The sequence below is a fragment of the Marimonas arenosa genome (assembly GCF_030848945.1).
In the GTDB taxonomy this organism is placed as follows: Bacteria; Pseudomonadota; Alphaproteobacteria; order Rhodobacterales; family Rhodobacteraceae; genus Marimonas; species Marimonas arenosa.
This window is the reverse complement of sequence record NZ_JANHAX010000001.1, coordinates 560,302-584,226: the sequence shown is the minus strand read 5'-3', so window position 1 is coordinate 584,226 and position 23,925 is coordinate 560,302. Positions and strand designations below refer to the sequence as shown.

20 protein-coding genes, 1 tRNA gene and 1 pseudogene are annotated in these 23,925 nt (G+C 63.4%); 12 read left to right on the top strand and 10 right to left on the bottom strand.

Annotation, left to right across the window (positions count from 1 at the left end; all coding sequences use genetic code 11):
- The first annotated feature begins 66 nt into the window (after nucleotides 1-66).
- The 3 genes from NO357_RS02820 to NO357_RS02810 all read left to right on the top strand — a co-directional run bounded on the left by NO357_RS02820 (nucleotide 67) and on the right by NO357_RS02810 (nucleotide 5,353).
- Nucleotides 67-3,777 (top strand): vitamin B12-dependent ribonucleotide reductase, encoded by a 3,711-nt coding sequence (locus NO357_RS02820; protein ID WP_306734093.1) that lies wholly within the window; start codon nucleotides 67-69, stop codon nucleotides 3,775-3,777.
- A 267-nt stretch (nucleotides 3,778-4,044) separates the two neighbouring features.
- Nucleotides 4,045-4,653 (top strand): ImmA/IrrE family metallo-endopeptidase, encoded by a 609-nt coding sequence (locus NO357_RS02815; protein WP_306734758.1) that lies wholly within the window; start codon nucleotides 4,045-4,047, stop codon nucleotides 4,651-4,653.
- 451 nt (nucleotides 4,654-5,104) lie between these two features.
- A complete protein-coding gene (locus NO357_RS02810; protein WP_306734092.1) occupies nucleotides 5,105-5,353 on the top strand; it encodes an EF-hand domain-containing protein in 249 nt (82 codons plus the stop codon).
- 83 nt (nucleotides 5,354-5,436) lie between these two features.
- Here the strand turns inward: NO357_RS02810 and ocd are convergent, their stop codons facing one another.
- Both ocd and rocF read right to left on the bottom strand, forming a co-directional pair.
- On the bottom strand, nucleotides 5,437-6,498 hold the full coding sequence (ocd, locus tag NO357_RS02805; protein ID WP_306734091.1) for an ornithine cyclodeaminase: 1,062 nt from the start codon (nucleotides 6,496-6,498) through the stop codon (nucleotides 5,437-5,439).
- A gap of 11 nt (nucleotides 6,499-6,509) precedes the next feature.
- Nucleotides 6,510-7,439, bottom strand: coding sequence for an arginase (gene rocF / locus NO357_RS02800; protein ID WP_306734090.1), 930 nt, complete (start codon nucleotides 7,437-7,439; stop codon nucleotides 6,510-6,512).
- A gap of 113 nt (nucleotides 7,440-7,552) precedes the next feature.
- Here rocF and NO357_RS02795 point away from each other — a divergent pair, with 113 nt between their 5' ends.
- A complete protein-coding gene (locus NO357_RS02795) occupies nucleotides 7,553-7,984 on the top strand; it encodes an Lrp/AsnC family transcriptional regulator (RefSeq protein WP_306734089.1) in 432 nt (143 codons plus the stop codon).
- Between the two features lie 33 nt (nucleotides 7,985-8,017).
- On the opposite strand, the gene NO357_RS02790 is transcribed toward NO357_RS02795, so the two are convergent.
- Together NO357_RS02790 and NO357_RS02785 are read right to left on the bottom strand one after the other, a co-directional pair.
- Nucleotides 8,018-8,500 (bottom strand): disulfide bond formation protein B, encoded by a 483-nt coding sequence (locus tag NO357_RS02790; protein ID WP_306734088.1) that lies wholly within the window; start codon nucleotides 8,498-8,500, stop codon nucleotides 8,018-8,020.
- Nucleotides 8,500-9,078: a YqaA family protein gene (locus tag NO357_RS02785; RefSeq protein ID WP_306734087.1), complete on the bottom strand. Its 579-nt coding sequence runs from the start codon at nucleotides 9,076-9,078 to the stop codon at nucleotides 8,500-8,502. The genes NO357_RS02790 and NO357_RS02785 overlap by 1 nt, the downstream gene beginning before the upstream one ends.
- A 185-nt stretch (nucleotides 9,079-9,263) precedes the next feature.
- On the opposite strand from NO357_RS02785, the gene NO357_RS02780 reads away from it, so the two are divergent.
- From NO357_RS02780 to NO357_RS02770, 3 genes and pseudogenes are all read left to right on the top strand, one after another.
- Nucleotides 9,264-9,350 (top strand) — tRNA-Leu (locus NO357_RS02780).
- Nucleotides 9,351-10,262: 912 nt separating this feature from the next.
- A pseudogene (locus NO357_RS02775) lies at nucleotides 10,263-10,895 on the top strand (Hint domain-containing protein); the annotation flags it as partial.
- Nucleotides 10,896-11,209: 314 nt separating this feature from the next.
- A complete protein-coding gene (locus NO357_RS02770; RefSeq protein ID WP_306734086.1) occupies nucleotides 11,210-11,533 on the top strand; it encodes a hypothetical protein in 324 nt (107 codons plus the stop codon).
- A 10-nt stretch (nucleotides 11,534-11,543) separates the two neighbouring features.
- Here the strand turns inward: NO357_RS02770 and NO357_RS02765 are convergent, their stop codons facing one another.
- Both NO357_RS02765 and NO357_RS02760 read right to left on the bottom strand, forming a co-directional pair.
- The gene (locus tag NO357_RS02765; protein ID WP_306734085.1) at nucleotides 11,544-12,167 is read right to left on the bottom strand and encodes a nucleotidyltransferase family protein; all 624 of its coding nucleotides are present in this window, start codon (nucleotides 12,165-12,167) and stop codon (nucleotides 11,544-11,546) included.
- Nucleotides 12,168-12,176: 9 nt separating this feature from the next.
- Nucleotides 12,177-14,594, bottom strand: coding sequence for a GcvT family protein (locus NO357_RS02760; RefSeq protein ID WP_306734084.1), 2,418 nt, complete (start codon nucleotides 14,592-14,594; stop codon nucleotides 12,177-12,179).
- Nucleotides 14,595-14,746: 152 nt separating this feature from the next.
- Between NO357_RS02760 and NO357_RS02755 the strand changes: the two genes are divergently transcribed.
- Nucleotides 14,747-17,167 (top strand): GcvT family protein, encoded by a 2,421-nt coding sequence (locus NO357_RS02755; protein WP_306734083.1) that lies wholly within the window; start codon nucleotides 14,747-14,749, stop codon nucleotides 17,165-17,167.
- Nucleotides 17,168-17,424: 257 nt separating this feature from the next.
- On the opposite strand, the gene aroB is transcribed toward NO357_RS02755, so the two are convergent.
- Nucleotides 17,425-18,540 carry a 3-dehydroquinate synthase gene (gene aroB / locus NO357_RS02750; protein WP_306734082.1) on the bottom strand — a complete coding sequence of 372 codons (1,116 nt, stop codon included), beginning with the start codon at nucleotides 18,538-18,540 and terminating at the stop codon, nucleotides 17,425-17,427.
- The gene (locus tag NO357_RS02745) at nucleotides 18,540-19,088 is read right to left on the bottom strand and encodes a shikimate kinase (protein WP_306734081.1); all 549 of its coding nucleotides are present in this window, start codon (nucleotides 19,086-19,088) and stop codon (nucleotides 18,540-18,542) included. Before NO357_RS02745 ends, aroB begins: the two co-directional genes overlap by 1 nt.
- 135 nt (nucleotides 19,089-19,223) lie before the next feature.
- Between NO357_RS02745 and NO357_RS02740 the strand changes: the two genes are divergently transcribed.
- The 3 genes from NO357_RS02740 to NO357_RS02730 are packed head-to-tail and all read left to right on the top strand — an operon-like array spanning nucleotide 19,224 to nucleotide 21,854.
- Entirely contained in the window at nucleotides 19,224-19,373 is a 150-nt protein-coding gene (locus tag NO357_RS02740) for a hypothetical protein (protein WP_306734080.1), read from the top strand.
- Nucleotides 19,354-20,910, top strand: coding sequence for a hypothetical protein (locus NO357_RS02735; protein WP_306734079.1), 1,557 nt, complete (start codon nucleotides 19,354-19,356; stop codon nucleotides 20,908-20,910). Before NO357_RS02740 ends, NO357_RS02735 begins: the two co-directional genes overlap by 20 nt.
- Nucleotides 20,911-20,912: 2 nt before the next feature.
- Nucleotides 20,913-21,854, top strand: coding sequence for a site-specific tyrosine recombinase XerD (locus tag NO357_RS02730; protein WP_306734078.1), 942 nt, complete (start codon nucleotides 20,913-20,915; stop codon nucleotides 21,852-21,854).
- Here NO357_RS02730 and NO357_RS02725 read toward each other — a convergent pair.
- The gene (locus NO357_RS02725) at nucleotides 21,851-22,213 is read right to left on the bottom strand and encodes a hypothetical protein (protein WP_306734077.1); all 363 of its coding nucleotides are present in this window, start codon (nucleotides 22,211-22,213) and stop codon (nucleotides 21,851-21,853) included. The genes NO357_RS02730 and NO357_RS02725 overlap by 4 nt on opposite strands.
- Before the next feature lie 96 nt (nucleotides 22,214-22,309).
- Nucleotides 22,310-22,519 (bottom strand): hypothetical protein, encoded by a 210-nt coding sequence (locus NO357_RS02720; protein WP_306734076.1) that lies wholly within the window; start codon nucleotides 22,517-22,519, stop codon nucleotides 22,310-22,312.
- 88 nt (nucleotides 22,520-22,607) lie between these two features.
- Between NO357_RS02720 and NO357_RS02715 the strand changes: the two genes are divergently transcribed.
- Nucleotides 22,608-23,921, top strand: a complete 1,314-nt coding sequence (locus NO357_RS02715) for an HlyC/CorC family transporter (RefSeq protein ID WP_306734075.1) — start codon at nucleotides 22,608-22,610, stop codon at nucleotides 23,919-23,921.
- Nucleotides 23,922-23,925: the final 4 nt, after the last annotated feature.

Sequence of the window (23,925 nt, the reverse complement as noted above, 5' to 3'; positions counted from 1 at the left end):
CTCGTACGGCTGGAACGGCGGTCGTTTTTGTTTGGGGAAGTCAAAAGCTGGGATCATGGGGCAGCGATGAAAATCGAGAGAAAATTTACTAAGGCAGGTCAGGACGCATACGCAGAACTGGACTTTGTGACCACGACGTCGGAGATTCGCAATCCCGACGGGACGGTGGTGTTCAAGCTTGAACAGGTCGAGGTGCCGGCAAGCTGGAGCCAGGTGGCATCGGACGTGATTGCCCAGAAATATTTCCGCAAGGCGGGCGTGCCGGCGAAGCTGAAGAAGGTCAAGGAAAAGGGCGTGCCCGAGTTCCTTTGGCGGTCCGTCCCCGATAACGGCGAGGTCGAAACCGGTGGCGAAACCTCGTCGAAGCAGGTGTTCGACCGTCTCGCCGGCGCCTGGGCCTACTGGGGCTGGAAAGGTGGCTATTTTTCAACCGAACACGATGCCCGGGCCTATTACGACGAGATGCGCTTCATGCTGGCGACGCAGCGGGCGGCGCCGAACTCGCCGCAATGGTTCAACACAGGCCTGCACTGGGCTTATGGCATCGACGGGCCGAGCCAGGGCCACTACTATGTCGATGCCGAGACCAAGACGCTGACGCGGTCGAGTTCAGCCTATGAGCATCCGCAACCGCATGCCTGCTTTATCCAGTCGGTGGCCGACGATCTCGTCGGTGACGGCGGCATCATGGATCTCTGGGTGCGCGAGGCTCGCCTGTTCAAATACGGGTCCGGTACCGGCACCAACTTCAGCTCGCTGCGCGCGGCCGACGAGCCGTTGTCGGGCGGCGGCAAGTCGTCGGGGCTGATGGGCTTTCTCAAGATCGGCGACCGCGCCGCCGGCGCCATCAAATCGGGCGGGACGACCCGTCGGGCAGCCAAGATGGTGATCGTCGATGCCGACCACCCGGACATCGAGGAATACATCAACTGGAAGGTCAAGGAAGAGCAGAAGGTCGCCTCGATCGTGGCCGGATCGAAGATGCACGAAGAAAAGCTCAACGGCATCTTCGCGGCGATCAGCACATGGGACGGCGCGCTGGAAGACGCGGTCGACCCCAACAAGAACGACTCGCTGAAGACGGCAATCCGCGAAGCCAAAAAAGTCGCAATCCCCGAGACCTATGTCAAACGCGTGCTCGACTACGCCAAACAGGGCTATGGCAGCATCGAGTTCCCCACCTACGATACTGACTGGGACAGTGAAGCCTATGCGTCGGTCTCCGGACAAAACTCCAACAACTCAATCCGGGTGACCGACGCCTTTCTCAAGGCGGTCGAAAACGACGATGACTGGGAACTGATCCGCCGCACCGACGGCAGCGTGGCCAAGACCATCAAGGCCCGCGATCTGTGGGAGCAGGTCGGCCACGCCGCCTGGGCCTGCGCCGATCCCGGCATCCAGTATCACGACACCATCAACGCCTGGCACACCTGCCCGGAAGACGGCCAGATCCGCGGCTCGAACCCGTGCTCGGAATACATGTTCCTCGACGACACCGCCTGCAACCTGGCGTCGATGAACCTGCTGACCTTCCTCAAGGACGGTGAGTTCCAGGCCGAGGACTACATGCACGTGACGCGCCTGTGGACCATCACGTTGGAAATCTCGGTGCTGATGGCGCAGTTCCCGTCCAAGGAAATCGCCCAGCTCTCCTATGACTTCCGCACCCTCGGCCTGGGCTATGCCAATATCGGCGGTCTGCTGATGAACATGGGTCTGGGCTACGACAGCGACGAGGGCCGCGCACTGGGCGGCGCGCTGACCGCGATCATGACCGGTGTCGCCTATGCAACGTCGGCCGAGATGGCCGGTGAACAGGGGGCCTTCGACGGCTATGCCCGCAACCGCGACCACATGCTGCGGGTGATCCGCAACCATCGCAACGCCGCCTACGGCGCCACCGAGGGTTACGAGAACCTGGCCGTCAAACCGGTGCCGCTCGACCACAGCAACTGCCCCGATCCGCGCCTGGTGGATCTGTCGATGGCGGTTTGGGACGAGGCGCTGCGGTTGGGTGAACAGCATGGCTACCGCAATGCGCAGGTCAGCGTGATTGCCCCCACCGGCACCATCGGGCTGGTGATGGACTGCGATACCACCGGCATCGAGCCCGACTTCGCGCTGGTGAAGTTCAAGAAGCTGGCCGGCGGCGGCTATTTCAAGATCATCAACCGCTCGGTGCCGGCGGCGCTGGAAAAACTCGGCTACGGCAGCGCCCAGATCGAAGAGATCATTTCCTACGCGGTCGGTCACGGCACGCTCGGCAATGCGCCCGGAATCAACCACACCTCGCTCATCGGTCACGGTTTCGGCCCGGCCGAGCTCGACAAGATCGAGGCGGCGCTGGACTCGGCCTTCGACATCCGCTTCGTGTTCAACCAGTGGACCCTGGGCGAGGCGTTCTGCACCAAGGTGCTGGGCATTCCAGCCGAAAAACTGAACGACCCGACCTTCGACATGCTGCGGCACCTGGGCTATGCCCGCGCCGATATCGAGGCCGCCAACGACCATGTCTGCGGGACCATGACGCTGGAGGGCGCGCCGCATCTCAAGACCGAGCACTACACGATCTTCGACTGCGCCAACCCCTGCGGCAAGAAGGGCAAGCGGTTCCTGTCGACCGAGAGCCACATCACCATGATGGCGGCGGCACAGAGCTTCATCTCGGGCGCGATCTCGAAAACCATCAACATGCCGAATTACGCCACCATCGAGGACTGCCAGAAAGCCTACGAGCTCAGCTGGTCGCTCGGGATCAAGGCCAACGCGCTCTATCGCGACGGCTCGAAACTGAGCCAGCCGCTGGCCGCGGCCCTGGTCGAAGATGACGAGGAGGCGGCCGAGGTTCTCGAAACCGGCTCGGCCCAGGAAAAGGCCAAAGTTCTGGCCGAGAAGGTGATCGAGAAGGTCGTCGTCAAGGAAATCGTCAAATCGCACCGCGAGAAGATGCCCGAGCGTCGCAAGGGCTATACCCAGAAAGCGATCGTCGGCGGTCACAAGGTGTATCTGCGCACCGGCGAATACGAAGACGGCTCGCTGGGCGAGATCTTCATAGACATGCACAAAGAGGGCGCCGGCTTCCGGGCGATGATGAACAACTTCGCCATCGCCGTCTCGGTCGGGCTCCAGTACGGCGTGCCGCTGGAAGAGTTCGTCGATGCCTTCACCTTCACCAAGTTCGAACCGGCGGGCATGGTGCAGGGCAATGACAGCATCAAGAACGCCACCTCGATCCTCGACTATATCTTCCGCGAACTGGCGGTGAGCTATCTCGACCGCACCGATCTGGCGCATGTGAAGCCCGAAGGCGCGTCCTTCGACGATCTCGGCCGCGGCGAAGAGGAAGGGGTCTCCAACATCACCGAGATGTCGGAAACCGCCGCCAACCGCTCGCTCGAGGTGCTCAAGCAGATCAGCTCGACCGGCTATCTGCGCAAGCGGCTGCCGCAGGAGCTGGTGGTGCTGAACGGCGGCCAGGCGCTCGGCGCCACCGCCCTGGACACCACTGATCCGCAACACGCGTTGCAGACGTTGGTGCCCGAGACGGCCGAGGCGGCCACCGGCAGCCTTGCCGCGGGCGGCAGCACCGTGGCGATGAGCGCCAGCTCGACCACCGCCATGGCCTCGGGCACCGTCGCGATGGACGCTCGCACCAAGGCCAAGATGCAGGGCTACGAAGGCGAGGCCTGTGGCGATTGCGGCAACTACACCCTGGTGCGCAACGGCACCTGCATGAAATGCAACACCTGCGGCGCAACCTCGGGGTGCAGCTAATGACTTGGTCCGATTGGGTTTTGATCTTATTGTTGCCAGCGGTTTGGGTCAGGGACAAGCTGGTTAGCTTGGTGTCTGATCTGCTGTGGGATCGCTTGTGCCGAGCCATTCAGCGGCGCTCCCCGTATGTCCTCCTGACACGGAAAAGGCATCAGGAGCTTTTGGACGCGGAGGAGACGCTGCGTGCGATCGACTTGGCGCGTTCCGAGGTTCATAGCCGGGTCTCAAAGCGAGAAAAGGATGTGGGGTAGGGAAATGTCAAACTTGGTGCACTTCAAGAGCGACAATCGTATTGACGAAGCAGATCGCAAGCATTTGAGATCATTTGCTTCGTCTGCCGGTCAACATATCCATGAACTGGCAATGAGATTAGGTCTTAGAATCGATGAGGAAGAACTTCCTGACGACGTCTCGGCAGTGCTCATAAAGTCGCCGAACTGTGGTAGCAAATCAGGTTTCCGGATAGTTGTGAATGCTAGGCAAAGCTTTGAAAGAAGACGCTTAAGTGTCGCTCATGAGATTGCGCATTATGTGTTGCATCGAAATGAACCTGATTTCGTACCGGTTGAGGATTGTGAAGACTACGGAGAAGTTGTGCCATTTCTACCACTGCGCGGAAACTCGTACAGGTCAACCGATACTAGAGGTCAAAACAGGCGGCTTGAATTGGAGGCAAACGCCTTCGCTACGTGTTTGCTTATGCCTGAGCACTTGATCCGTAAAAACGCCAGCTATCGAGTGGGACAAATCCGTACTCTCGCCCGAGACTTCCAAGTGTCGTTTGATGCCATGCGGCGGCGCGTAGAGGAAATACATAACAACGGACAAGCAAAAGGTAGCCTGTCTGGAAGGGCCGCGCAGCATCAAGCGGCGTGAAAGAACAGGGTGGGGGCGGACGACGTGCCCTTGCCCATCATCACACGGGGCGGGTGCGCTCGCCCCTGACGACGTTCAGGCCGCAGGCAAAAACCGGGCGGTAAATCAAAGAGTGAGCCTGAACGGCGAAACTCAGAGGGGGGCCAGCGGCCCCCCCTTTTTTTCTGCGCGACAGGGATTCGCACTGCCGGCCAATTCCCGCCGTTGCCCCTGGCCGGCGTTTTTCCGGCTGCTCCTCGCCGAAAACCGCCCGGGCCGCAGGAGCTTTCCCGCCAAAACCGTTTGGCAGAATTTTGCCCGGCCATCTCCCGCCTGAGGCGACTCGAGTTTCCGGCGGAGCGGCGCGCGAAACCGGGGCGGGCCGGGGACGGTGTTTCCAGGGCGTGCGGATTGCGGCTTCATCACGGGTGAAAGCCACGCTGCTTTCGGTTCCAAAAAGGAGACAAGGACAATGACCAAATCGCTTGCAAGTGTCGCGGCGCTCAGCCTTCTGATCACTCCGGTGCTGGCGATGACCGCCACCGCGTCCGAAACCGACGCCAATGGCGACGGGCTGATCACCATCGAAGAAGTGCAGGCCGTTTACCCGGATGTCACAGCCGAGGCGTTCTCGGCGATGGATATCGATGGCGACGGCGCGCTCGACGCCGACGAGATGCAGGCGGCCCAGACCTCGGGTCAGCTGCCCACGGACGGGTAAGTCGGGGCGGCCCTGAAACCCGGCCGCGCCACTCCCGTTTGCGGCCCCCGGTGACCCCAAGCGCCGGGGGCCGCATTGCGTTTTCAGACGGGGTGCGGTGCCGCGCGCATCAGCATGCCGAACAGGTCGCGCGGGTCATCGGGATCGGCCAGCATGTCCAGCGGCTGGAACAACCCGGTGCCGGCGATCCGGTCGCGGACGAAGCGCAGGGCGCTGAAGTCCTCGATGGCAAAACCGACACTGTCGAACAGCGTGATCTGGCGGGCGTCGCGTCGGCCCGGCGCCCGGCCGGTGATCACCTGCCACAGCTCTGTCACAGGATGATCCGGGGCCATCTGCTGAAGCTCGCCCTCGATCCGGGTTTGTTCGGGGTATTCAACGAAGATGTCCGAGCGCAGCAGGATGTCCGGTGCCAGCTCGGTCTTGCCCGGGCAATCGCCGCCGATGGCGTTGATGTGCACGCCGCTGCCAACCATGTTGTCGGTCAGGATCCTGGCATTCTGCTTGTCGGCAGTGCAGGTGGTGATGATCTGTGCGCCTTCGATGCTTTCTTCGGCGCTGCGGCAGGCGACCACCCGCAACCCCTTATTCGAAAGGTTGTGCGCGGCCTTGGCCGTGGCCCCGGGGTCAGTGTCATAGAGCCGCACCTCGTCCAGCCCGATCACCGCCTTCATGGCGAGCGACTGAAACTCCGACTGGGCGCCGTTGCCGATCATCGCCATGGCTTCTGCCCCTTCCGGCGCCAGGTATTTCGCCGCCAGCGCCGACATGGCCGCGGTTCTCAGCGCGGTCAGGAACGTCATCTCGGTCAGCAGCACAGGATAGCCGGTATACACGTCGGCCAGCAGCCCGAACGCGGTCACGGTCTGCAGGCCCTCGGACGTGTTCTTGGGATGGCCGTTGACATATTTGAAGCCATAGGCTTCGCCATCCGAGGTCGGCATCAGTTCGATCACGCCGACCTCGGAATGGCTCGCCACCCGCGGCGTCTTGTCGAACAGCTCCCAGCGGCGGAAATCGGTTTCGATATAATCGGCCAACCCGCGTAGCATGTCATCGATCCCGACATGGTGTACCAGCTTCATCATGTGGTCGACCGAAACGAACGGCACCAGCGCCTTGTCCGAAGGGGCAGGGAGGGTCACAGCGTGTGTCCTTATCCGAAGGCCCGGGTCGGGCGGTCGAACACCTGGCGGCCGAGGGCCGACGCGGCCAGGTCGACCATCAGTTGCGCCGTGCGGCCACGCTCGTCGAGAAAGGGGTTGAGTTCGACAAGATCGAGCGAGGTTATCATTTCGCTGTCATGGATCATCTCCATCACCAGGTGCGCCTCGCGGAAGGTGGCGCCGCCCGGCACCGTGGTGCCCACCGCCGGCGCGATCCCGGGGTCGAGAAAATCGACATCGAGCGAGACATGCAGCGCGCCGCCGGCGGCGGCAACGCGGTCGAGAAAACCCTCCAGCAGCGGCACGATTCCGGTTTCATCGATTGCGCGCATGTCATGGCAGTGGATGCGGCTGGCGCGCAGCCGCTCGCGCTCGGGCCCGTCGACCGAGCGCAGACCCAGCAGGCAGACATTTTCCTCGGCGACCGGTGCGGTCAGGGCCGGGAATCCGTCGAACCCGGGCTGGCCGGTGACATAGGCCACCGGCGTGCCATGCAGGTGGCCGCTCTCGGTGGTGTGGACCGAGTGGAAATCGGCATGGGCATCGAGCCAGAGCAGGAATTGCGGGCGCCCCTGCCGGGCCGCGTGCGCCGCCACGCCCGAGACGCTGCCCAGCGACAGCGCGTGATCGCCGCCGAGAAAGACCGGCAGCGCGCCGGTGGCGCAGGCGGCCTTCGCCGCAGCCGCGATGGCGCGGGTCCAGCCGAGGGTTTCCTCGGCCGCGTGGACATGCGCCGGAGCCGGCAGCGGTGCCACGCCGTCGGGGGCGAGATTGCCGATATCGCGGACCTGGTGGCCGAGGGAAGCGAAGGTCTCGGCGATGCCCGCCGTGCGATAGGCATCCGGCCCCATGAGGCAACCCCGTCGCCGTTTGCCCGCGTCCATCGGCACGCCGATCAGCTGAATCGCCCGTTTGTCCATAGGTCCTGTTCCTTGCATTTGGGGCAGAATCCTGCCGAAATGGCTTGCCTGCCAGCGGTCATTTTGGCCAAATAGCTAAGTATATTGGCGAAACGGAATTGGAATATGCCGAAATGGATGGGACGGATCAGAAACTCATCTCTGCCTTGCGCCACGATGCGCGCGCGTCGCTGTCCGATCTCGCCGGGTATCTCGGCGTGTCGCGCACCACGGTGCGTTCGCGTATCGAGCGGTTGCTGGCAAGCGGCGAGGTGCTGGGCTTTTCGGTGGTGCTCAAGGCCGACGCGCAGGCCGATCCGGTGCGCGGGCTGATGATGATCGGGGTCGAGGGCCGCGGCGCCGACCGGATCATCCGCCAGCTGAACGGTTTGCCGGCGGTGCGGGCGACGCATACCACCAACGGTCGCTGGGATGTGATTGCCGAAATTGGCACCGCCACGCTCGAGGAATTCGACGACATTCTCGCCCGGATCCGCCGCTTCGACGGGGTGGCCACCTCGGAAACCTCGCTTCTGCTCAGCACCCGCAAGACCGCGCGGCGCTGAGATCGACCGGACTGTCGTTGGTGCTGGTTCCGGTCACACCCGGCTGCGGGCGGCCATCAGCCACAGGCAGGCAAAGCCGAACGAGGCCGCGGCGTTCCAGCTTGCCATGCTGAGGCCGAACATCTCCCAGGCGACCTCGTCGCACAGCACCAGGCCCGTGGGCGCGGCGGTGCTCAGAAGATCGGTACCCGACAGGCCACCCAGCCCGCCGCCGCTGCCGGTGCAGCTTTCCGGTCCCGGCCACCAGGCGCGCTCGATCCCTGTATGGTAGACGCCGATTCCGGCCGTGGTCAGTGCCGCCAGGGCCCCGAGCAGAGGGAACAGCCGCCCCGGCACCATCAAGGCGATCACCCCGATGCCAATCGCCGCGACATGCGGGTAACGCTGCCAATAGCACAACTTGCAGGGCGCCATGTCTCCGACGTACTGGAACAGCAGCGCGCCGATCATCATCGCCGCCGAGCCGCCGGCGGCCAGCAGGATCAGATTGGGCCGGGACATCAATCTTTTCAGCATCACAAGTACCTCACGACGTAAAAGCCAGCGACCAGTAGCGCCACGAACAGGATGAACATAAAGCCCAGTCGGCGTTCGATGAAGTCACGAATGGGTGCGCCGTATTTCCACAGCAGCGCGGCAACGATAAAGAACCGCAGGCCACGGGCAAGGATCGACGTGGCGATGAAGGTGCCAAGCGGCAGGCCGGTCCAACCCGACATGATGGTGATGACCTTGTAGGGAAAGGGCGTCATCCCGGCAGTCAGCACGGCCCAGAAACCGAAATCGTTGAATTTGGCGTTGAAGCTCTCCATCGCGTCGGCCTTGCCCATGCTTTCCAGGATCGGCTGGCCAAGCTGTTCATAGGCCAGCGCGCCGATGGCATAGCCCAGAAGCCCGCCGATCACCGACGCCGCGAGCGCGACGCCGGCGATGGCCCAGGCCCGGTGCGGTCTCGCCAGGATCATCGGGATCATGATCACGTCGGGCGGGATCGGGAACACCGAGCTTTCAATGAAGGCCACGACAGCCAGCGCCCACATCGCGTGCGGGTGATCCGCCAGTCGCATCGTCCAGTCGTAAAGCCTGCGCAGCATTGCCCGGTCTGCCTCGTTTCGCGCGGTTCGCCCCGTGCCTGTTCCTGCGGCCCCTATAACACAAGGCGCTTCGGCCTGAACCAAAAAAAAGCCCGGCACCGGCGCGACGGGGCTTTGCCTCCGGGTGGTATTTTGCCCTTTTCCCGGCCGCCCGCGCACGCTAAATGAGGGGAACCAAGCCAGATGCCCAAGTGGTGGAATTGGTAGACACAGGGGATTCAAAATCCCCCGGCTTAACGGCCTTGTCGGTTCGAGTCCGACCTTGGGTACCACCAACACAAACCGCCACCCGCGGTGCCGACCGCGGCCGGCCCCGCGCGTTCCCGGTCGCGCTACGGCGCGCGCGGTGTCCCGCGACACCGCCGTGAGGGCCGGGGCAACGGGTGCGGTGCGGTGCGGGGCGGCCGGGAACTATAGGGGATTTCAATGGGTTGATTCGGGCGCGGTTTAACGCTGCCCGCCGCAATTTGTGGCCAATTCGCGATGTTCTGGCGGATTGGGGTCCAATCCGGGGTCAATACTTGACCAGAAATCACCACGGTTTCGCCGTTTTTCGTCGTGAGGCCGTCCATCGTCACTGTTTTCAAAGCGGAAACAATCGCTGCCGTCGGGGTGTCGCGAAACAGCCGGCAGCTGTCGGGGGCAGGGCTGATAAACAAGCCTTGGAGACGGGACAACCGGCACTCGGGATTGGAAACAATTGCCTGGTTGGGGCCACGAAATGGGGCGAAATCAGGGCAGTCGCGCGCGGAAAGGGGGGCCGTGCTGCCTTCTTTTGGTCAAAAACCCGGTTTGTCGGGAAGAAATGTGGCCGTATGAATGAACGTGCCCGACTGGGGGGCATGTCTGATGGCCATGGGGCGGCCGTTGAAATGTGATGCATCGGGGAGATGCGAAAAGGAGCGTGGGCCCGGGTCGGTCACCAACCGAGGCTGGCGCTGAAGCCGTCAAACGGGCGCCCCGCGTGCCGGATCGTCGCCCGCCTTTTCAAAGTTTTCTCGTGAGTCGCAGGCTGAAGCGAGACTGCGCGTCCGCCGCAGACACGGGCACGCGGCCGGAGGCCCGGGGCTTGCAGCGGCTTCGGGGGTGATGGAAAGGGTCTGATGATGGCTGATCTCGGTCTGCACTGCAGGCTTTTCGAAACAGGCGGCACCGGTTCGGGACGCCCGCAGCCGGTGGATGCGGGCGACGTGACCGGCACGCTCGGCACCGCGGATATCGCGCAGACCGTTCCCTGCTTCACCCCCGGCTCTGCCATTGCCACGCCGACAGGCGAGCGCCCGGTGGAAGATCTGAAGCCGGGCGACCAGATCATCACCCGCGACAACGGTATCCAGGAGATCCGCTGGATCGGCTCGCACACGGCAACGGGTTTCGAACTGGCCCGCGCGCCGCATCTGCGCCCGATCCTGATCCAGAAAGGCAGTCTCGGCCACAATCTGCCCGAGTTCGACATGATGGTCAGCCCGCAGCACCGGCTGTTGATCACCGGCGACACGGTGCAACTCTACTTCGAGGACCGGGAAGTGCTGGTCGCGGCCAAGTACCTGACCGATCTGCCAGGGGTGGACGAAATCGGCACGCTGGGAGTCACCTACCTGCATTTCATGTTCGACCGCCACGAGGTTGTGCTTTCGAACGGTGCCTGGACCGAGAGCTTTCAGCCCGGACCCGGCGTGCTGAACGGCTTGGGTCAGGCGCAGCGCAGCAAGATTTTCGAAGTGTTTCCCGATCTTGAGACTGAGGAAGGAGTCGAGAACTACACCGCGGCGCGCCGCTCGTTGAAAAAGCATGAGGCACGCCTGCTGGTCCTCTGACACCGGACATGCGGCTTCCGAAACGAGAGGCTGTCGGAAACACGGGGCAGGGGCCAGGTATGGTCTGAGGTCCCGCCTTTTTGGTTGATTCTATATGCAGCACACCCGGGCATTTCCAAACCCGTGCCCGGGTGTCGGGAAGGGGCTTAGGTCCCTTCCCGTTTTCGTTGTGCCGGAGCGATTTGGCAGTGCTCTGGCAGAAAAACCCCTCAAGTTTACCCGATTTTCGCCACACCGGCCTGACAGCGTGACCTCGTGGTAATGGGTGCCCGCGCATGACAGGCGGGGGCAGTGTGAGAAAAGGTAAGACAAAAATGAGTGCGAGTAGTTTCATCAACGCCGACGTCACGGTCACCGCGCCGCAGGACGTCGACCGGGTTTTCGTGGTCGTGCCGAGCCGGCTCGGGATCGGCGAAGACATGATTATCGGCGGGCCCTGCGGCCCGGTCTATCGCAAGATCGACCTGTCCCGCTTGTCGGACCCGGTCGATATCGTCTGGACCGGCGAGAACAGTGGTTTAATCACGGATGGCGCCGACAGCATCGTCTTTCAGGGCGTGGACGAAATCATCCTGCCGGCCTGCATGAAGCCCGTGCCGCACCAAGACAACGTCATCGCGATGACCTCGGTCGCCTGACGGTCAAAATTCAGCCAGACCCGGGACACCGCGCAGCGCTCCAGGCCGCCCATTCCTCGGGCGTGTCGAGATCGGTCAGAGCATGGTTTTCCGGAAGAGCGACCAGGCACACGTCTTGCCCGGTCAGAACCGAGCGGGCGCCTTCGTCCCCGGTAAGTGCGTCGAGCGCCGGAAACAGCCGGCGTGGGAAGATCACCGGATGGCCGGGGCGGCCATCGGCCGTTGCACCGCGATGAATGCGGTCCGGCGACTGCGTGAAAGAGGCGATCACCGCCTTAAGATCGTCGGTTTCAAGTTCGGGCATGTCAGCCGGCAGAATCATCAGCCCATCGACGGCGGCGTCTCCGTTGTCGGATTGCGCCAGTCGTGCTGCGGCCCGGATCGAGACCGACATGCCGTCGCGGCCGTCAATCGTCTCGGAGAGCAGCGCCGGAGACCCGATCGGAGCCAACGCCGCCGCCCTCTGCGGATGCTCCTGCGACAGCGGCACATAAACCCGCGCACCGGTAGCCAGCGCCCGCCGCACCTGACGAACCAGCGCCGGCTCGCCGTCGATGTCTTCCAAGAGCTTGTCGCGCCCGCGCATCCGGCGCGCGGCGCCGGCGGCTGGAATTAGGATCAAAACCGTCGTCATAAGCGCAGCCTAACCGCGCATCCGGGCCCCGTCAGCATCGAAGAGCGGTGTTGAGATCCGCCGGGCCGGCCGCATCTGCCCGAGGATTTCGATCTCGACCTCCAGCCCCTCGCCGGCGGCGTCTTTCGGCACCAGGCCCAGGGCGATGCTCTTGTCGCCATGGTGCGAATACCCGCCCGAGGTGCAGAACCCGATCACCTCACCGTCAAGCCAGATCGGTTCATAGGCGACGACATCGGCGTCGCCGGCATCGACTTCGAAGGCGATCAGCTTGCGGGACGGGCCTCTGGAGCGCTCGTCTTCGGCGGCTTTTCGCCCAATGAATTCAATATCTTTCGACCAGGAGATAAAGCGATCCAGCCCGGTTTCCCCGGGAGTGTAGTCGGGCGAAAACTCGCGCAGCCAGGAGCCGAAAAACTTGTCGAGCCGGAGCGACATCATCGCCCGCATACCGAATGGTTTCATACCGTGTGGCTGCCCGGCCTGCCACAGGGTGTCCCAAAGGCTGCGCTGTGCGATCGGGTCGCAATAGATCTCATACCCGAGGTCGCCGGTGTAAGAGACCCGCTGCACCAGACAGTCGACCATGCCGACGGTGAGCTGCCGCAGATCCATGAACCGCATCCCCGAGATGTCGGTGCGGGTGCAGGCCTGCAGCACGTCGCGCGCCTTCGGGCCGGCAATCTGGAACCCGTTGAGCCGGTCGGAAATGTTCTCGACCCGGACTCCGTCGGCGCCATGCTTTTCGAACCAGCGCATGTGATAGGCCTGCGCGCCGTAAGACGCCGTGAGCTGATAGGCCTCGTCGGAGAGACAGGAGACGGTGAAATCGCCGATCAGCCGTCCTTTTTCGCTCAGCATCGGGGTCAGCGACACGCGCCCCGGCGCGGGGATGCGCCCGGCCATGATCCGATCAAGCCAGGAGTGGGCATTGGGACCTGTGACCAGATACTTGCCGAAATTGTGAACCTCATTGATTCCAACGCTTTGGCGGACGGCCTTCACCTCGCGCCGGGTCGCCTCCCAGGCGTTCGAGCGACGGAAGGTCGGGGTTTCGTAGTGCGGCTCGTCGGCCTCGGCGAAGTAGTTGGGAACCTCCAGCCCGTATTGCGCGCCCCAGACCGCGCCCATCTGGTCGAACACGTCGTACATCGGCGTCTGCCGGAACGGTCGGGCCGCGGGCAGTTCCTCGTTGGGGTAACTGACGGAAAACCGCTTCTGGTAATTCTCGATGACCTTGGGCCTTGTAAAACCCGGCGTGATCCAGTCGCCGAACCGGGCGCAGTCCATGGCGAAAGTGTCGCGCTCGGTCTCGCCTTCGATCATCCATTGCGCCAGCATCAGCCCGACACCGCCGCCCTGGCTGAACCCCGCCATCACCGCGCAGGCCGACCAGTAGTTGCGCATCCCCGGCACCGGTCCGACCAGCGGGTTCCCGTCAGGCGCAAAAGTAAAGGGGCCGTGGATCACCGTTTTGACTCCTGCGCGCTCGAGCACCGGGAAGCGTTTGTAGGCAAACGCGATCGAGTTTTCGATCTTGTCGAAATCATCGGGCAGCAGCTCGTGGCCGAATGACCAGGGTGTGCCATCGATGGCCCAGGGACGGCAGGGCTGTTCGTAGAACCCGATACACAGCCCGCGTCCTTCCTGCCGCAGATAGCTTTCGCCGGCCGGGTCCATCACATGCGGGTGTTCGCCGCCCGCATCGACGATCTCGGCGATCTCGGGGATCTCTTCGGTCACCAGGTACTGATGCTCCATCGGGTGCAGCGGGAAATACACCCCCGCCATGGCGCCGACCTCGCGCGCCCAAAGCCCACCCGCGTTGACCACATGCTCGGCACGGATGGTGCCCTTGTCAGTCACCACGTCCCACGACCCGTCGGCCCGCTGGTTGGTTTCCTTGACCATGCAGTGGGTTTCGATCGTGGCGCCGCCCATTCGCGCCGCCTTGGCATAGGCATGGGTCGTGCCTGACGGATCGAGATGCCCGTCCAGCGGATCATAGAGCGCCCCGATCACGCCCTCGACATTGGTGACCGGCGCGATCGTCCTGATCTCCTCCGGCCCCACGATCTCGGTTTCCAGCCCCATGTAGCGGTGCTTGGCGCGCTCGGCCAAAAGCATGTCCATCCGGTCGCGGTTGTCGGCCAGCGTCACGCCGCCGACATGGTGCAGCCCGCAGGACATGCCGGTGATCTCCTCCAACTCCTTGTAAAGCCGGATGGTGTAGCCCTGCAGCGCCGCCATGTTGGTGTCGCCGTTAAGGGTGTGAAAGCCGCCCGCGGCGTGCCAGGTGGAGCCGCTGGTCAGGTCCGAGCGTTCCACCAGCATCACGTCCGACCAGCCCAGCTTGGTCAGGTGATAGAGCACCGAACACCCGACCACCCCGCCGCCGATCACCACAACCCGTGCAGTGGTTTTCATTGCCAGCCCTCCCGTGTTTTTCTCGCGGCCACCAGACCTTGGCGCATTCGCCCTTTCATGTCACGCAGCGACCGCAGACGTCGCATTCGGGCAATCAGCGGCTTGAAGAGCGGGCCAGTCTGGTCGAAGACTCGCATTCGAAGAGGTTTGCCATGCGCACCCATGCCCAAGCCGTTGTGATCGGCGGAGGATTGATCGGCTGCTCGATCCTGTATCATCTGACCAAGCTGGGCTGGACCGATATCGTCCTTCTGGAACGCGACGAGTTGACCTCCGGGTCCACCTGGCACGCGGCCGCCAACATCCACGGGCTGCACGACAACACCAACATCACCCGTCTGCAGCACTACACGATGAACCTCTACAAGGAACTGGAACAGGAAACCGGCCAGTCCTGCGGCGTGTTCCAGCCCGGCTCGCTTTACCTCGCCCAGACCGAAGACCGCGAGCACCAGCTCATGCTCCAGGCTGCCAAGGCGAAACTCTATGGCATGAACTTCTACCAGATCGACCGGGACGAGGCCGAACGCCTGCATCCGCTGGTCGATTTCGACGGGATCCGCTGCATCATGTACGAACCCGACGGCGGCAATGTCGATCCCTCGGGCGTGACCAACGCCTATGCCTTGGGCGCGCGCCAGAACGGCGCCGAGATCCTGCGGTTTACCCCCGTCACCGGGACCGAACAGCAACCCGATGGCAGCTGGATCGTGCGCACCCCCAAAGGCGATATCAGGGCGGATTGGGTGATCAACGCCGCCGGGCTCTGGGGCCGCGAGGTGGCGGCGATGGCGGGCCTCACCCTGCCGCTGATGCCGACCGAACACCAGTATTTCGTCACCGAAACCATCCCCGCCATCGCCGCGCTCGACCGCCGCCTGCCGTCGGTGGCCGACCGCGACGGTGAATATTACCTGCGCCAGGAAGGGCTTGGCCTGCTGGTCGGCGCCTACGAGCGCGACATGCGGTTCTGGGCCGAAGACGGCACACCGCAGGGTTTCGGTCACGAGCTCTTCGCCGACGACCTCGAACGTATCGAGGACAACATGATGCGCGCCATCGACCGCGTTCCGGCGGTCGGCGAGGCCGGCATCAAGCGGGTGATCAACGGGCCGATGATCTGGTCGCCGGATTCCAACGTGCTGTTCGGTCCGGTGCCGGAACGGAAGAACTACTTCTGCTGCAACGGTATCATTCCCGGCTTCTCCCAGTCCGGGGGTATGGGCAAGCTCGCCGCCGAATGGATCGTCGAGGGCGAAACCACGATGGACATGTTCGTCTGGGACGTCACCCGTTTCGGCAGTTGGGCCACGAAAGAATTCACCAAGGCGCGGGTCGAAAATCAGTATGCCCACCGTTTCAGCATCCATTTCCCGGGCGAGGAACGCGAGGCCGGCCGCCCGGTGCGCACCCGACCGGTTTACGAGATGCAAAAAGACATGGGCGCTGTCATGGGGCTCAACTACGGCTGGGAACACCCGCTGTGGTTCGCCGGCGAGCCCGGCACCGGGGATACCAATGGCTTCACCCGGCAGAACTGGTGGGGGCCGGTGGGCGAGGAATGCCGCGCCCTGCGCGCCGCCGCCGGCATCATCGACATCTCGAACTTCGCCAAGTACCGGGTCAAGGGGGCAGGGGCCGAGGACTGGTTGAACGCCGTCTTCGCCAACACCATGCCCAAGACGGTGGGCCGGTCCTGCCTGACGCCGCTGATCGGCAAGCGTGGCGGCATTGCCGGCGATGCCACCGTTACGCGGTTGGCTGAAGACGAGTTCTGGATCGTCAGCTCCGGCATGGCCGAGCGTTACCAGAAGCGGTTCTACGACATGGTGCCGCTGCCGGCGGGCACGACATTCGAGCCGATGACCGAGGCGGTTTGCGGCTTCAACGTCGCTGGTCCGCGCTCGCGCGAGATGTTGCAGCGCCTGACCAATACCTCTCTGGCGACCGAGGATTTCCCTTTCATGCGCTCGAAAAGGATCGAGCTGGCGGGGGTGGAGTGCATTGCGCTTCGGGTGTCGTTCACCGGCGATCTTGGATGGGAACTGCATTGCGCCACCGAGGATCAGCAGCGGCTTTATCAGGCGCTGATCGAGGCGGGACGCGAATTTGGCGCGGTGCCGGTGGGATCGCGGGCGCTTATGTCTTTGCGGATCGAGAAGGGCTATGGATCTTGGAGCCGGGAATACTCCCCGGAATACTGGCCGCAGGAGGTCGGACTCGACCGGCTGGTGAAGATGCAGAAGGATTTTCTGCACAAACGCGCCGCTGCCGAGGTCATGGCGAAACCGGCGCGTGAAACCCTGGTGCTGCTGGCGATTGACGAGGGGGATGTCACGGCGTCGAATGCCGATGCCACCGGCGGTGAGCCGATCTTCAAGGGCGGTGTCGGTATCGGCAAGGTCACCTCCGGCGCTTACGGCTATTCCGTTGGGACGAGCCTGGCCCTGGGTTACGTGAAAAACGCCGAACCGGGCGAAGCGGTCGAGGTGATGATCCTCGGACGCCCGCACCGCGCCCGTATCCTGGCCGAACCGCCGTTCGATCCGAAAGGCGAGCGTCTGCGCGCCTGAGACCTCGGTATGCCGGCGCCGGCAGGTTTGATCGCGCTCAGGTCCGGTGCCTGCAAGGTTGTTCGGCAAGAGGGATCCCGAGAGAGCGCAGGCCCCGGCGGGCACGTCTCCCAACCCGCCGGAGTTCCCGGGGCAGGGTGCGAACGCAGCATTTACTCAAGGAGTCGTTAATTCCCGAGGCTTTTGCTCGCAATACGGGGCGCCAGCCAGCGTGCCAGCCAGGCTGCCATACCGGCGCAATCGACCGTTCGGTGGGATTAACTTTTTGCCGCCAGCGCGTCGCCCAGGACCGTGCGCACCAGATCGAGGTCGACATCCGGGGTGACGAAGGCCTCGCCGATGCCACGCGCCATGATGAAGTTGATCCGTCCATCGCGCACTTTTTTGTCCTGCATCATAAGCGAGATCAGAGCATCAGCGTTCGGCAAATCACCTGGAATATCAGCAAGATCAACCTTCATCTTCATGTCGCGCAGGTGAGCGCGCACGCGGCTTGGGTCTTCCTGGGCGCACAGGCCCATCCGGGCCGAGACCTCGAAGGCCAGCGCACAGCCGATGGCCACGCCCTCACCATGCAGGAGCCGGTCGGAATAATCGGTCGCTGCTTCAAGGGAATGGCAAAAGGTATGGCCTAGATTGAGTAACGCCCGCTCGCCTTGTTCGGTCTCGTCGCGCGCCACGATTTCGGCCTTCATCTCGCAGGAGCGTTTCACGGCGGCGATGCGGGCCGCCATTTCGCCGGACGCGATACGTGAACCGTTTCGTTCAAGCCATTGAAAAAAAATCGAATCTCCAAGGAGGCCATATTTGACAACCTCACCGTAGCCTGCAAGGAAGTCACGTTCGCTCAGCGTGCTCAGAACCTCCGTATCGGCTAGAACCAGGCTGGGCTGGTGGAAGGCGCCGATCAGGTTCTTGCCCTTGACCGAATTGATCCCGGTCTTGCCGCCGACCGAGCTGTCGACCTGTGCCAGAAGCGTTGTCGGCACTTGCACGAAGCGCACCCCGCGCCGCAACACCGCTGCAGCAAAACCCACAAGATCGCCGATCACCCCACCGCCCAGAGCGACGACCATGTCGTCACGCTCGATCTTCTGTTCCAGGAGCCATTCCACCGTGCGCGTGAAATGCGGCCAGCTCTTGGTGGATTCACCTGATGGAAGGGTCATCGACACCAGTGAAATTCCTTGTTTTTCAAGCCCTTCCCGCAGGCTGCCGAGGTGCAGATCCGCCACCCGTTCATCAGCAATGACGGCCACCATAGGGCGCCTGAGCAGGGGGCCGATCAGCCGCCCGGCTTCAGCCAGAAGCCCGGGACCAATCTCGATGTCATAGGCCCGCGCGCCGAGGCCTACATGCACAACCTCTCTCATCACGTCTCCTCCAGCACGTCCGGCCGCGATCGCAGCGCCTCGATCACCTTGTCGGTCATGTCCTCGATTGAGTAGTCCGGGCTGGCCGCGACCGAGAGATCGGCCAGCGCGTAGATCGGCGCGCGTCTGGCGAAAAGTTCAGCCAGAGTCCCGCGCGGGTTCGCCGTGCGCAGCAGCGGCCGGGTATTCTTGTGCTTGACCCGGTTCCACAGCAGGTCGAGATCGGCCTGCAAACAAACGGACACGCCCTTGTCGTGAATCATCTGTCGGTTCGGCTCGGACAGAAAGGTGCCGCCTCCGGTGGAAAGCACGCCTTTCTGCGCGCCTTCGAGAAGGCGGCGCAGAACCTCGCTTTCCTTGGCGCGGAAGAACGGCTCACCGTAGCGCTCGAAAATCTCGGCGATGGTCATGTTGGCGGCGGCCATCAACTCGGCATCGGAGTCGAGGAACGGTACGCCAAGCCGGGCGGCAAGCGCCTTTCCGACAGCGGTCTTGCCGGCGCCCATCATTCCGACCAGCACGATCGTCTTTTTGATCTTCCAGCCCATACCTGCCGTGCGTCGCCGCCGCGGAACCTCGGCGTTCCCATGCCAATTTGCCTACTTCGCGTCTGAATGACGTGATCTTGCCGAAAAGGCCAGTTATAAGTTGCTCCAAAAGGGGAAGAACACGGGCAGGGAACCATGGGGCGGATCATCAAATGGCTGTTTTTTCTGGCAATTCTTGCGATGATCGCGTTGGTTGCCTATGCCTATATCGGACCATTTTTCGGAGCGGATTTTTCGCCGCCAGTTCAGGAGATTCGTAAGACCATTGAGCTCGACGCTACGTAAAGCCCTGACTGCCGCCTGTCTTTCAGGCGGATTCCTGCCCGGGCCCGGCGCCGCGCAGCAACCTCTCTCGGCTATCGAATGGCTGAACAATCCCCTGCCCGTGACAACCCGCGTGGCGCCACCCTCGGCGCCCGGTGCGCCCGAGCCGCCGGTGACCGAGAGCGCGTTGAGCCCGGATGTTACAGTGGCGCCGCTCGGCGCGGCCGGGCGCGATGCGGTCGGCCTGCTTCCGGCCAGTGTCACCGGGCTGCCGCCGTCGCTCTGGCAGGCAAGCCGCAGCGCCGATTTGGCGCGGGCGCTCGGGCGGCAGGATGTGCTCGGGCTGCCGGCGATGCAGTCGCTGCTGTACACGCTGCTGCTTGCCGAGGCCGAGCCGCCGGGGGATGCGCGCGGCGGACACCTGATGCTTTCTGCCAGGGTGATGAAGCTGATGGAACTGGGCGCGATCGAACCGGCCCAGGCGCTAATCGAGAGGGCCGGGCCGAATACGCCAGGGTTGTTCGCCCTATGGTTCGATCTTTCGCTGCTGTCCGGGACGGAAGAGACAGCCTGTAATGCCTTGAACAAAAGCCCTTTTCTGAGCACGGACACGGCTATCCGTATCTTCTGCCAGGCGCGGGGCGGTGACTGGGCCGCGGCGGCTCTGATGCTGGATACGGCGCGAGCTCTAAAGTTGATGCCGCCGGTTGAGGAGCAACTCGTCAGCCTGTTCATCGACCCGGAACTGATAGAAGAGGGGATCGAGATTGCCCCGCCGGCCGAAGTTTCGCCGCTCGTTTTCCGGCTCTTTGAAGCCGCCGGCACGCCGCTGCCCACGGCGTCGTTGCCGCGGGCCTATGCCATGGCCGATCTGCGTGACACGGTGGGCTGGAAGGCCGAACTCGAGGCGGCCGAACGGCTGAGCCGCACCGGAGCGTTGTCGGAAAACCGCCTGATCGATGTCTACACCGCGCGGCATCCGGCCGCTTCGGGTGGCATATGGGATCGGGTCGAGGCGCTGCAGAGGTTCGATACGGCAATGCAATCGGGCGACCCCGGAGCCGTCGCGCGGACTTTGCCAGCGGCCTGGACTGCAATGCAGGCGGCCCATCTAGAAGTGCCGTTTGCGCGCTTCTATGGCCGTGGCCTCGCAAGGTTGCCGCTGACCGGCAAGGCGCACCGTTTGGCCCTGACCATCGGCCTTTTGTCGCCGGACTATGAATCGATCGCGGGGCGAATGACCCTTGAGAATGACGAAGAGCGCTTCCTGGCCGCGCTGGCCCGCGGCGCACCGCAGGAGGCCGTGACGCGTGACCCGTTGGCCCGCACCATCGCCCGCGCCTTTGCGGATCCGAACGTGCCGCAACCGCTGGTGCCGCTGCTCGACCAGAGCCGGCTGGGCGAGGCGATTCTGCGCGCGATGGAGCTGTTCTCGAGCGGCGTCGAAGGCAACTTGACCGATATCGAACATGCCTTACGCGGGTTTCGCGTGATCGGCCTCGAAGATACCGCGCGGCGGGCCGGCTTGCAGTTGATGCTTTTGGGTCAGGGAAACTGAGCATGACCTCCGACACCTGGATTTCGGCCTTTCTCGAGGTTCAGGCGGCCGAGTTGGGCGCGGCCGAGAACACACTGTTGGCCTATGGTCGTGACCTGCAGGATTTCACCACCTGGCTGGCCGGGCGAGGGCTGTCGCCGGACAGGGCGGCGCGCCCGGATATCGAAGCCTACCTGGTGCATTGCGACGCTTTGGGACTGGCGCAGTCCACCCGGGCGCGTCGGCTGTCGGCGATCAAGCAGCTTTATAGGTTCGCCTTCGAGGAAGGGCTTCGGGAAGACAATCCGGCAATCGAGATCCGCGGGCCGGGCCGCGCGAAACGCCTTCCCAAAACGCTGAGCCACGACGAGGTCGACCGACTGCTGGCCGCGGCCGAGCGCCACGGTCGTAACCCGGCCGAGCGCTTGCGAAACCATTGTCTGATGCAGCTGCTATACGCCACCGGCATGCGAGTGAGCGAACTGGTATCACTGCCGGTCATGGCCGCGCGCGGCGACCCGCGTATGCTGCTCGTGCTGGGCAAGGGCGGCAAGGAACGCCTGGTGCCGCTGTCGCCGCCGGCTCGGGCCGCGCTGGCCGACTGGCTGGGCGAGCGAGACCGGACCGAAGAGGCTGTGCGGAAAAAGGGGCGGCCCTCGTCGCGCTTTCTCTTCCCCTCGACCGGCAAGTCCGGCCATCTGACGCGGCATCGCTTCTATCTGCTAATCAAGGACCTGGCCGTTGAAGCCGGCATCAGCCCGGCCAAAGTCACGCCGCACACCTTGCGCCATGCCTTTGCGACTCATCTTCTGGCCGGCGGGGCCGATCTGCGCTCGATCCAGATCATGCTCGGCCACGCCGACGTGGCCACGACCGAGATCTACACGCATGTGCTGGACGAACGCCTGCGCGAGCTGGTGCTGGAACATCACCCGCTGGCGAAAGGCAAGGCCGACAAGGGCTAGTGACGTAACGCCGGGGGCAGGATGTCTCGGGAGGGCCAACGGCCTGTTTCCAGCGCCGTGTGATAGCCCTGCGCGAGACCCTTGATCTGCATCGCGGCCTGGGCGTCCTGCCACTCATAGCAGAGCTTGTGAAAGGCGACGGTTCCGTCGGACTCGAGCAGGGCAAACCGGGTTTTCCGGGCGCCATCGTCTGCCGAGATCGGCCACAGGAACCGGTCGATCTCCGAGAAACCGCCGTGACAGGCAAGGCACGCCGTGACGCGATGGCGAAAGCTGAGCCACTTGGGTAGGGCGCGCATCCATGCGTGGTCTTCGGCACCGATTTCGGCATCGGCCTGTGCATGCCAACCTGCGGACATCAGATCGCAGACCAAGCCGGCGTCGAAGCCACAGCCGCAATCGGCAGCGCCAGCTGCGAGTTGCTTTTCGCAATTGCCGGCCAGCGCGACACAGCCCTAGTCGCGGATCTTGGCCACCGTTTCGGCAGGGTCGGCGCAATAGGTGACGACATCCCCCGTGCACAGGCAATTCCCCAACGGGATAGCGCACCGTGCGGCCTCGAACCGCATCGCCCGGATCGCCTGGAGTTTGGAATAGGGACCGCCGAAGACCAGAATCGGTCCCCCAAGTTCGCCCAGGTCCAGACCGTGGTCGACGCGCAGCATCGCCGCCCCTCATGATTGCTGCGCCCCTTGAATACTGCCGCAGGGACGCCCATAACCTTTCAAAGAAATAACCACCGAAACGGCCGAAATGGAACCTTCCCCTGCGCTCCTCGACAGCGCCTTTTGGATCACATCCGGTGCGATCCTCTTCCTTCTAATCCTTTCCGGTTTCTTTTCCGGGTCGGAAACCGCCCTGACCGCAGCGTCTCGTGGCAAGCTTCGAACCCGCGCCGACAAGGGCGAGCGCGGCGCCGCCCGGGCGCTGAAAATCACCGAGGACAACGAGCGGCTGATCGGGTCGGTTCTCTTGGGCAACAACCTGGTCAATATTCTGGCGGCGTCGCTTGCGACGGCACTGTTCTCACGCCTTTTCGGCGAAAGCGGGGTGGCTCTGGCCACGCTGGTGATGACGTTTCTCGTTCTGATTTTCGCCGAGGTGCTGCCCAAGACATACGCCATTACCAACGCCGAGGCCGCAGCCGCTCTGGTCTCGCGTCCGATCCAACTGGTGGTGTTGCTCTTCGCTCCGGTGGTCAGCGCGGTGCGATGGTTCGTGCGCGGTATGCTTCGGGTTTTCGGGGTTCAAACCGATCCGGACAGCCATATTCTTGCCGTTCGCGAGGAAATCGCCGGTGCCCTTCAGCTGGGCCATTCGGAAGGTGTGGTGCAAAAGGAAGACCGTGACCGCATCCTCGGCGCGCTCGATCTCTCCGAGCGTACGGTGGAAGAAATCATGTTGCACCGCTCCGGGATCGAGATGCTGGACGCCGATACCGACCCGGAGGCGATCCTGTCGCAATGCCTGGAAAGCAGCCATACACGCCTGCCCGTCTTTCGCGACGACCCCGACAACATCATTGGTGTGGTCCATGCCAAGGATCTACTGCGCGCCATGCACAAGCTGATGTTCGGTCCGGCGCCGTCGCCCAACGGTTTGACCGATTTTAAGATCGCGGACGTGGCGATGAAGCCCTATTTCGTGCCCGAGACCACGACGCTCGACGACCAGATGCGCCAGTTCCTGCGCCGCCGTACCCATTTCGCGCTGGTGGTGGACGAATACGGCTCGCTCCAGGGGCTGATCACGCTCGAGGATATCCTGGAAGAAATCGTGGGCGAGATCACCGACGAGTTCGACCCCGATGCCGAACACCCGGTGCGCAAGACGGAAGATGGACATTTCATAGTCGACGGGGCAATGACCATCCGCGACCTCAACCGCGCCACCGACTGGGCCTTGTCGGACGAACACGCCAACACCGTAGCCGGGCTCGTCATTCACGAGGCGCAGATGATCCCAACCGCCGGCCAGGTTTTTTCCTTCCACGGTTTCCGCTTCGAGGTGCTGTCGCGCAAGGACAACCGCATTGCCCGGCTGAAGATCCGCCCACTGCAGCGCTGAGCGA

Excerpts from the sequence above, each read along its gene's own strand:
- NO357_RS02810 (WP_306734092.1), top strand. The coding sequence starts at position 5,105 with ATGACCAAATCGCTTGCAAGTGTCGCGGCGCTCAGCCTTCTGATCACT.
- NO357_RS02755 (WP_306734083.1), top strand. The coding sequence starts at position 14,747 with ATGCGCACCCATGCCCAAGCCGTTGTGATCGGCGGAGGATTGATCGGC.
- NO357_RS02725 (WP_306734077.1), bottom strand. The coding sequence starts at position 22,213 with ATGTCCGCAGGTTGGCATGCACAGGCCGATGCCGAAATCGGTGCCGAA.
- NO357_RS02795 (WP_306734089.1), top strand. The coding sequence starts at position 7,553 with ATGGATGGGACGGATCAGAAACTCATCTCTGCCTTGCGCCACGATGCG.
- NO357_RS02740 (WP_306734080.1), top strand. The coding sequence starts at position 19,224 with ATGGGGCGGATCATCAAATGGCTGTTTTTTCTGGCAATTCTTGCGATG.
- NO357_RS02785 (WP_306734087.1), bottom strand. The coding sequence starts at position 9,078 with ATGCTGCGCAGGCTTTACGACTGGACGATGCGACTGGCGGATCACCCG.
- NO357_RS02715 (WP_306734075.1), top strand. The coding sequence starts at position 22,608 with ATGGAACCTTCCCCTGCGCTCCTCGACAGCGCCTTTTGGATCACATCC.
- NO357_RS02745 (WP_306734081.1), bottom strand. The coding sequence starts at position 19,088 with ATGGGCTGGAAGATCAAAAAGACGATCGTGCTGGTCGGAATGATGGGC.
- NO357_RS02765 (WP_306734085.1), bottom strand. The coding sequence starts at position 12,167 with ATGACGACGGTTTTGATCCTAATTCCAGCCGCCGGCGCCGCGCGCCGG.
- NO357_RS02720 (WP_306734076.1), bottom strand. The coding sequence starts at position 22,519 with ATGCTGCGCGTCGACCACGGTCTGGACCTGGGCGAACTTGGGGGACCG.
- NO357_RS02790 (WP_306734088.1), bottom strand. The coding sequence starts at position 8,500 with ATGCTGAAAAGATTGATGTCCCGGCCCAATCTGATCCTGCTGGCCGCC.
- aroB (WP_306734082.1), bottom strand. The coding sequence starts at position 18,540 with ATGAGAGAGGTTGTGCATGTAGGCCTCGGCGCGCGGGCCTATGACATC.
- NO357_RS02730 (WP_306734078.1), top strand. The coding sequence starts at position 20,913 with ATGACCTCCGACACCTGGATTTCGGCCTTTCTCGAGGTTCAGGCGGCC.
- NO357_RS02820 (WP_306734093.1), top strand. The coding sequence starts at position 67 with ATGAAAATCGAGAGAAAATTTACTAAGGCAGGTCAGGACGCATACGCA.
- NO357_RS02760 (WP_306734084.1), bottom strand. The coding sequence starts at position 14,594 with ATGAAAACCACTGCACGGGTTGTGGTGATCGGCGGCGGGGTGGTCGGG.
- rocF (WP_306734090.1), bottom strand. The coding sequence starts at position 7,439 with ATGGACAAACGGGCGATTCAGCTGATCGGCGTGCCGATGGACGCGGGC.
- NO357_RS02770 (WP_306734086.1), top strand. The coding sequence starts at position 11,210 with ATGAGTGCGAGTAGTTTCATCAACGCCGACGTCACGGTCACCGCGCCG.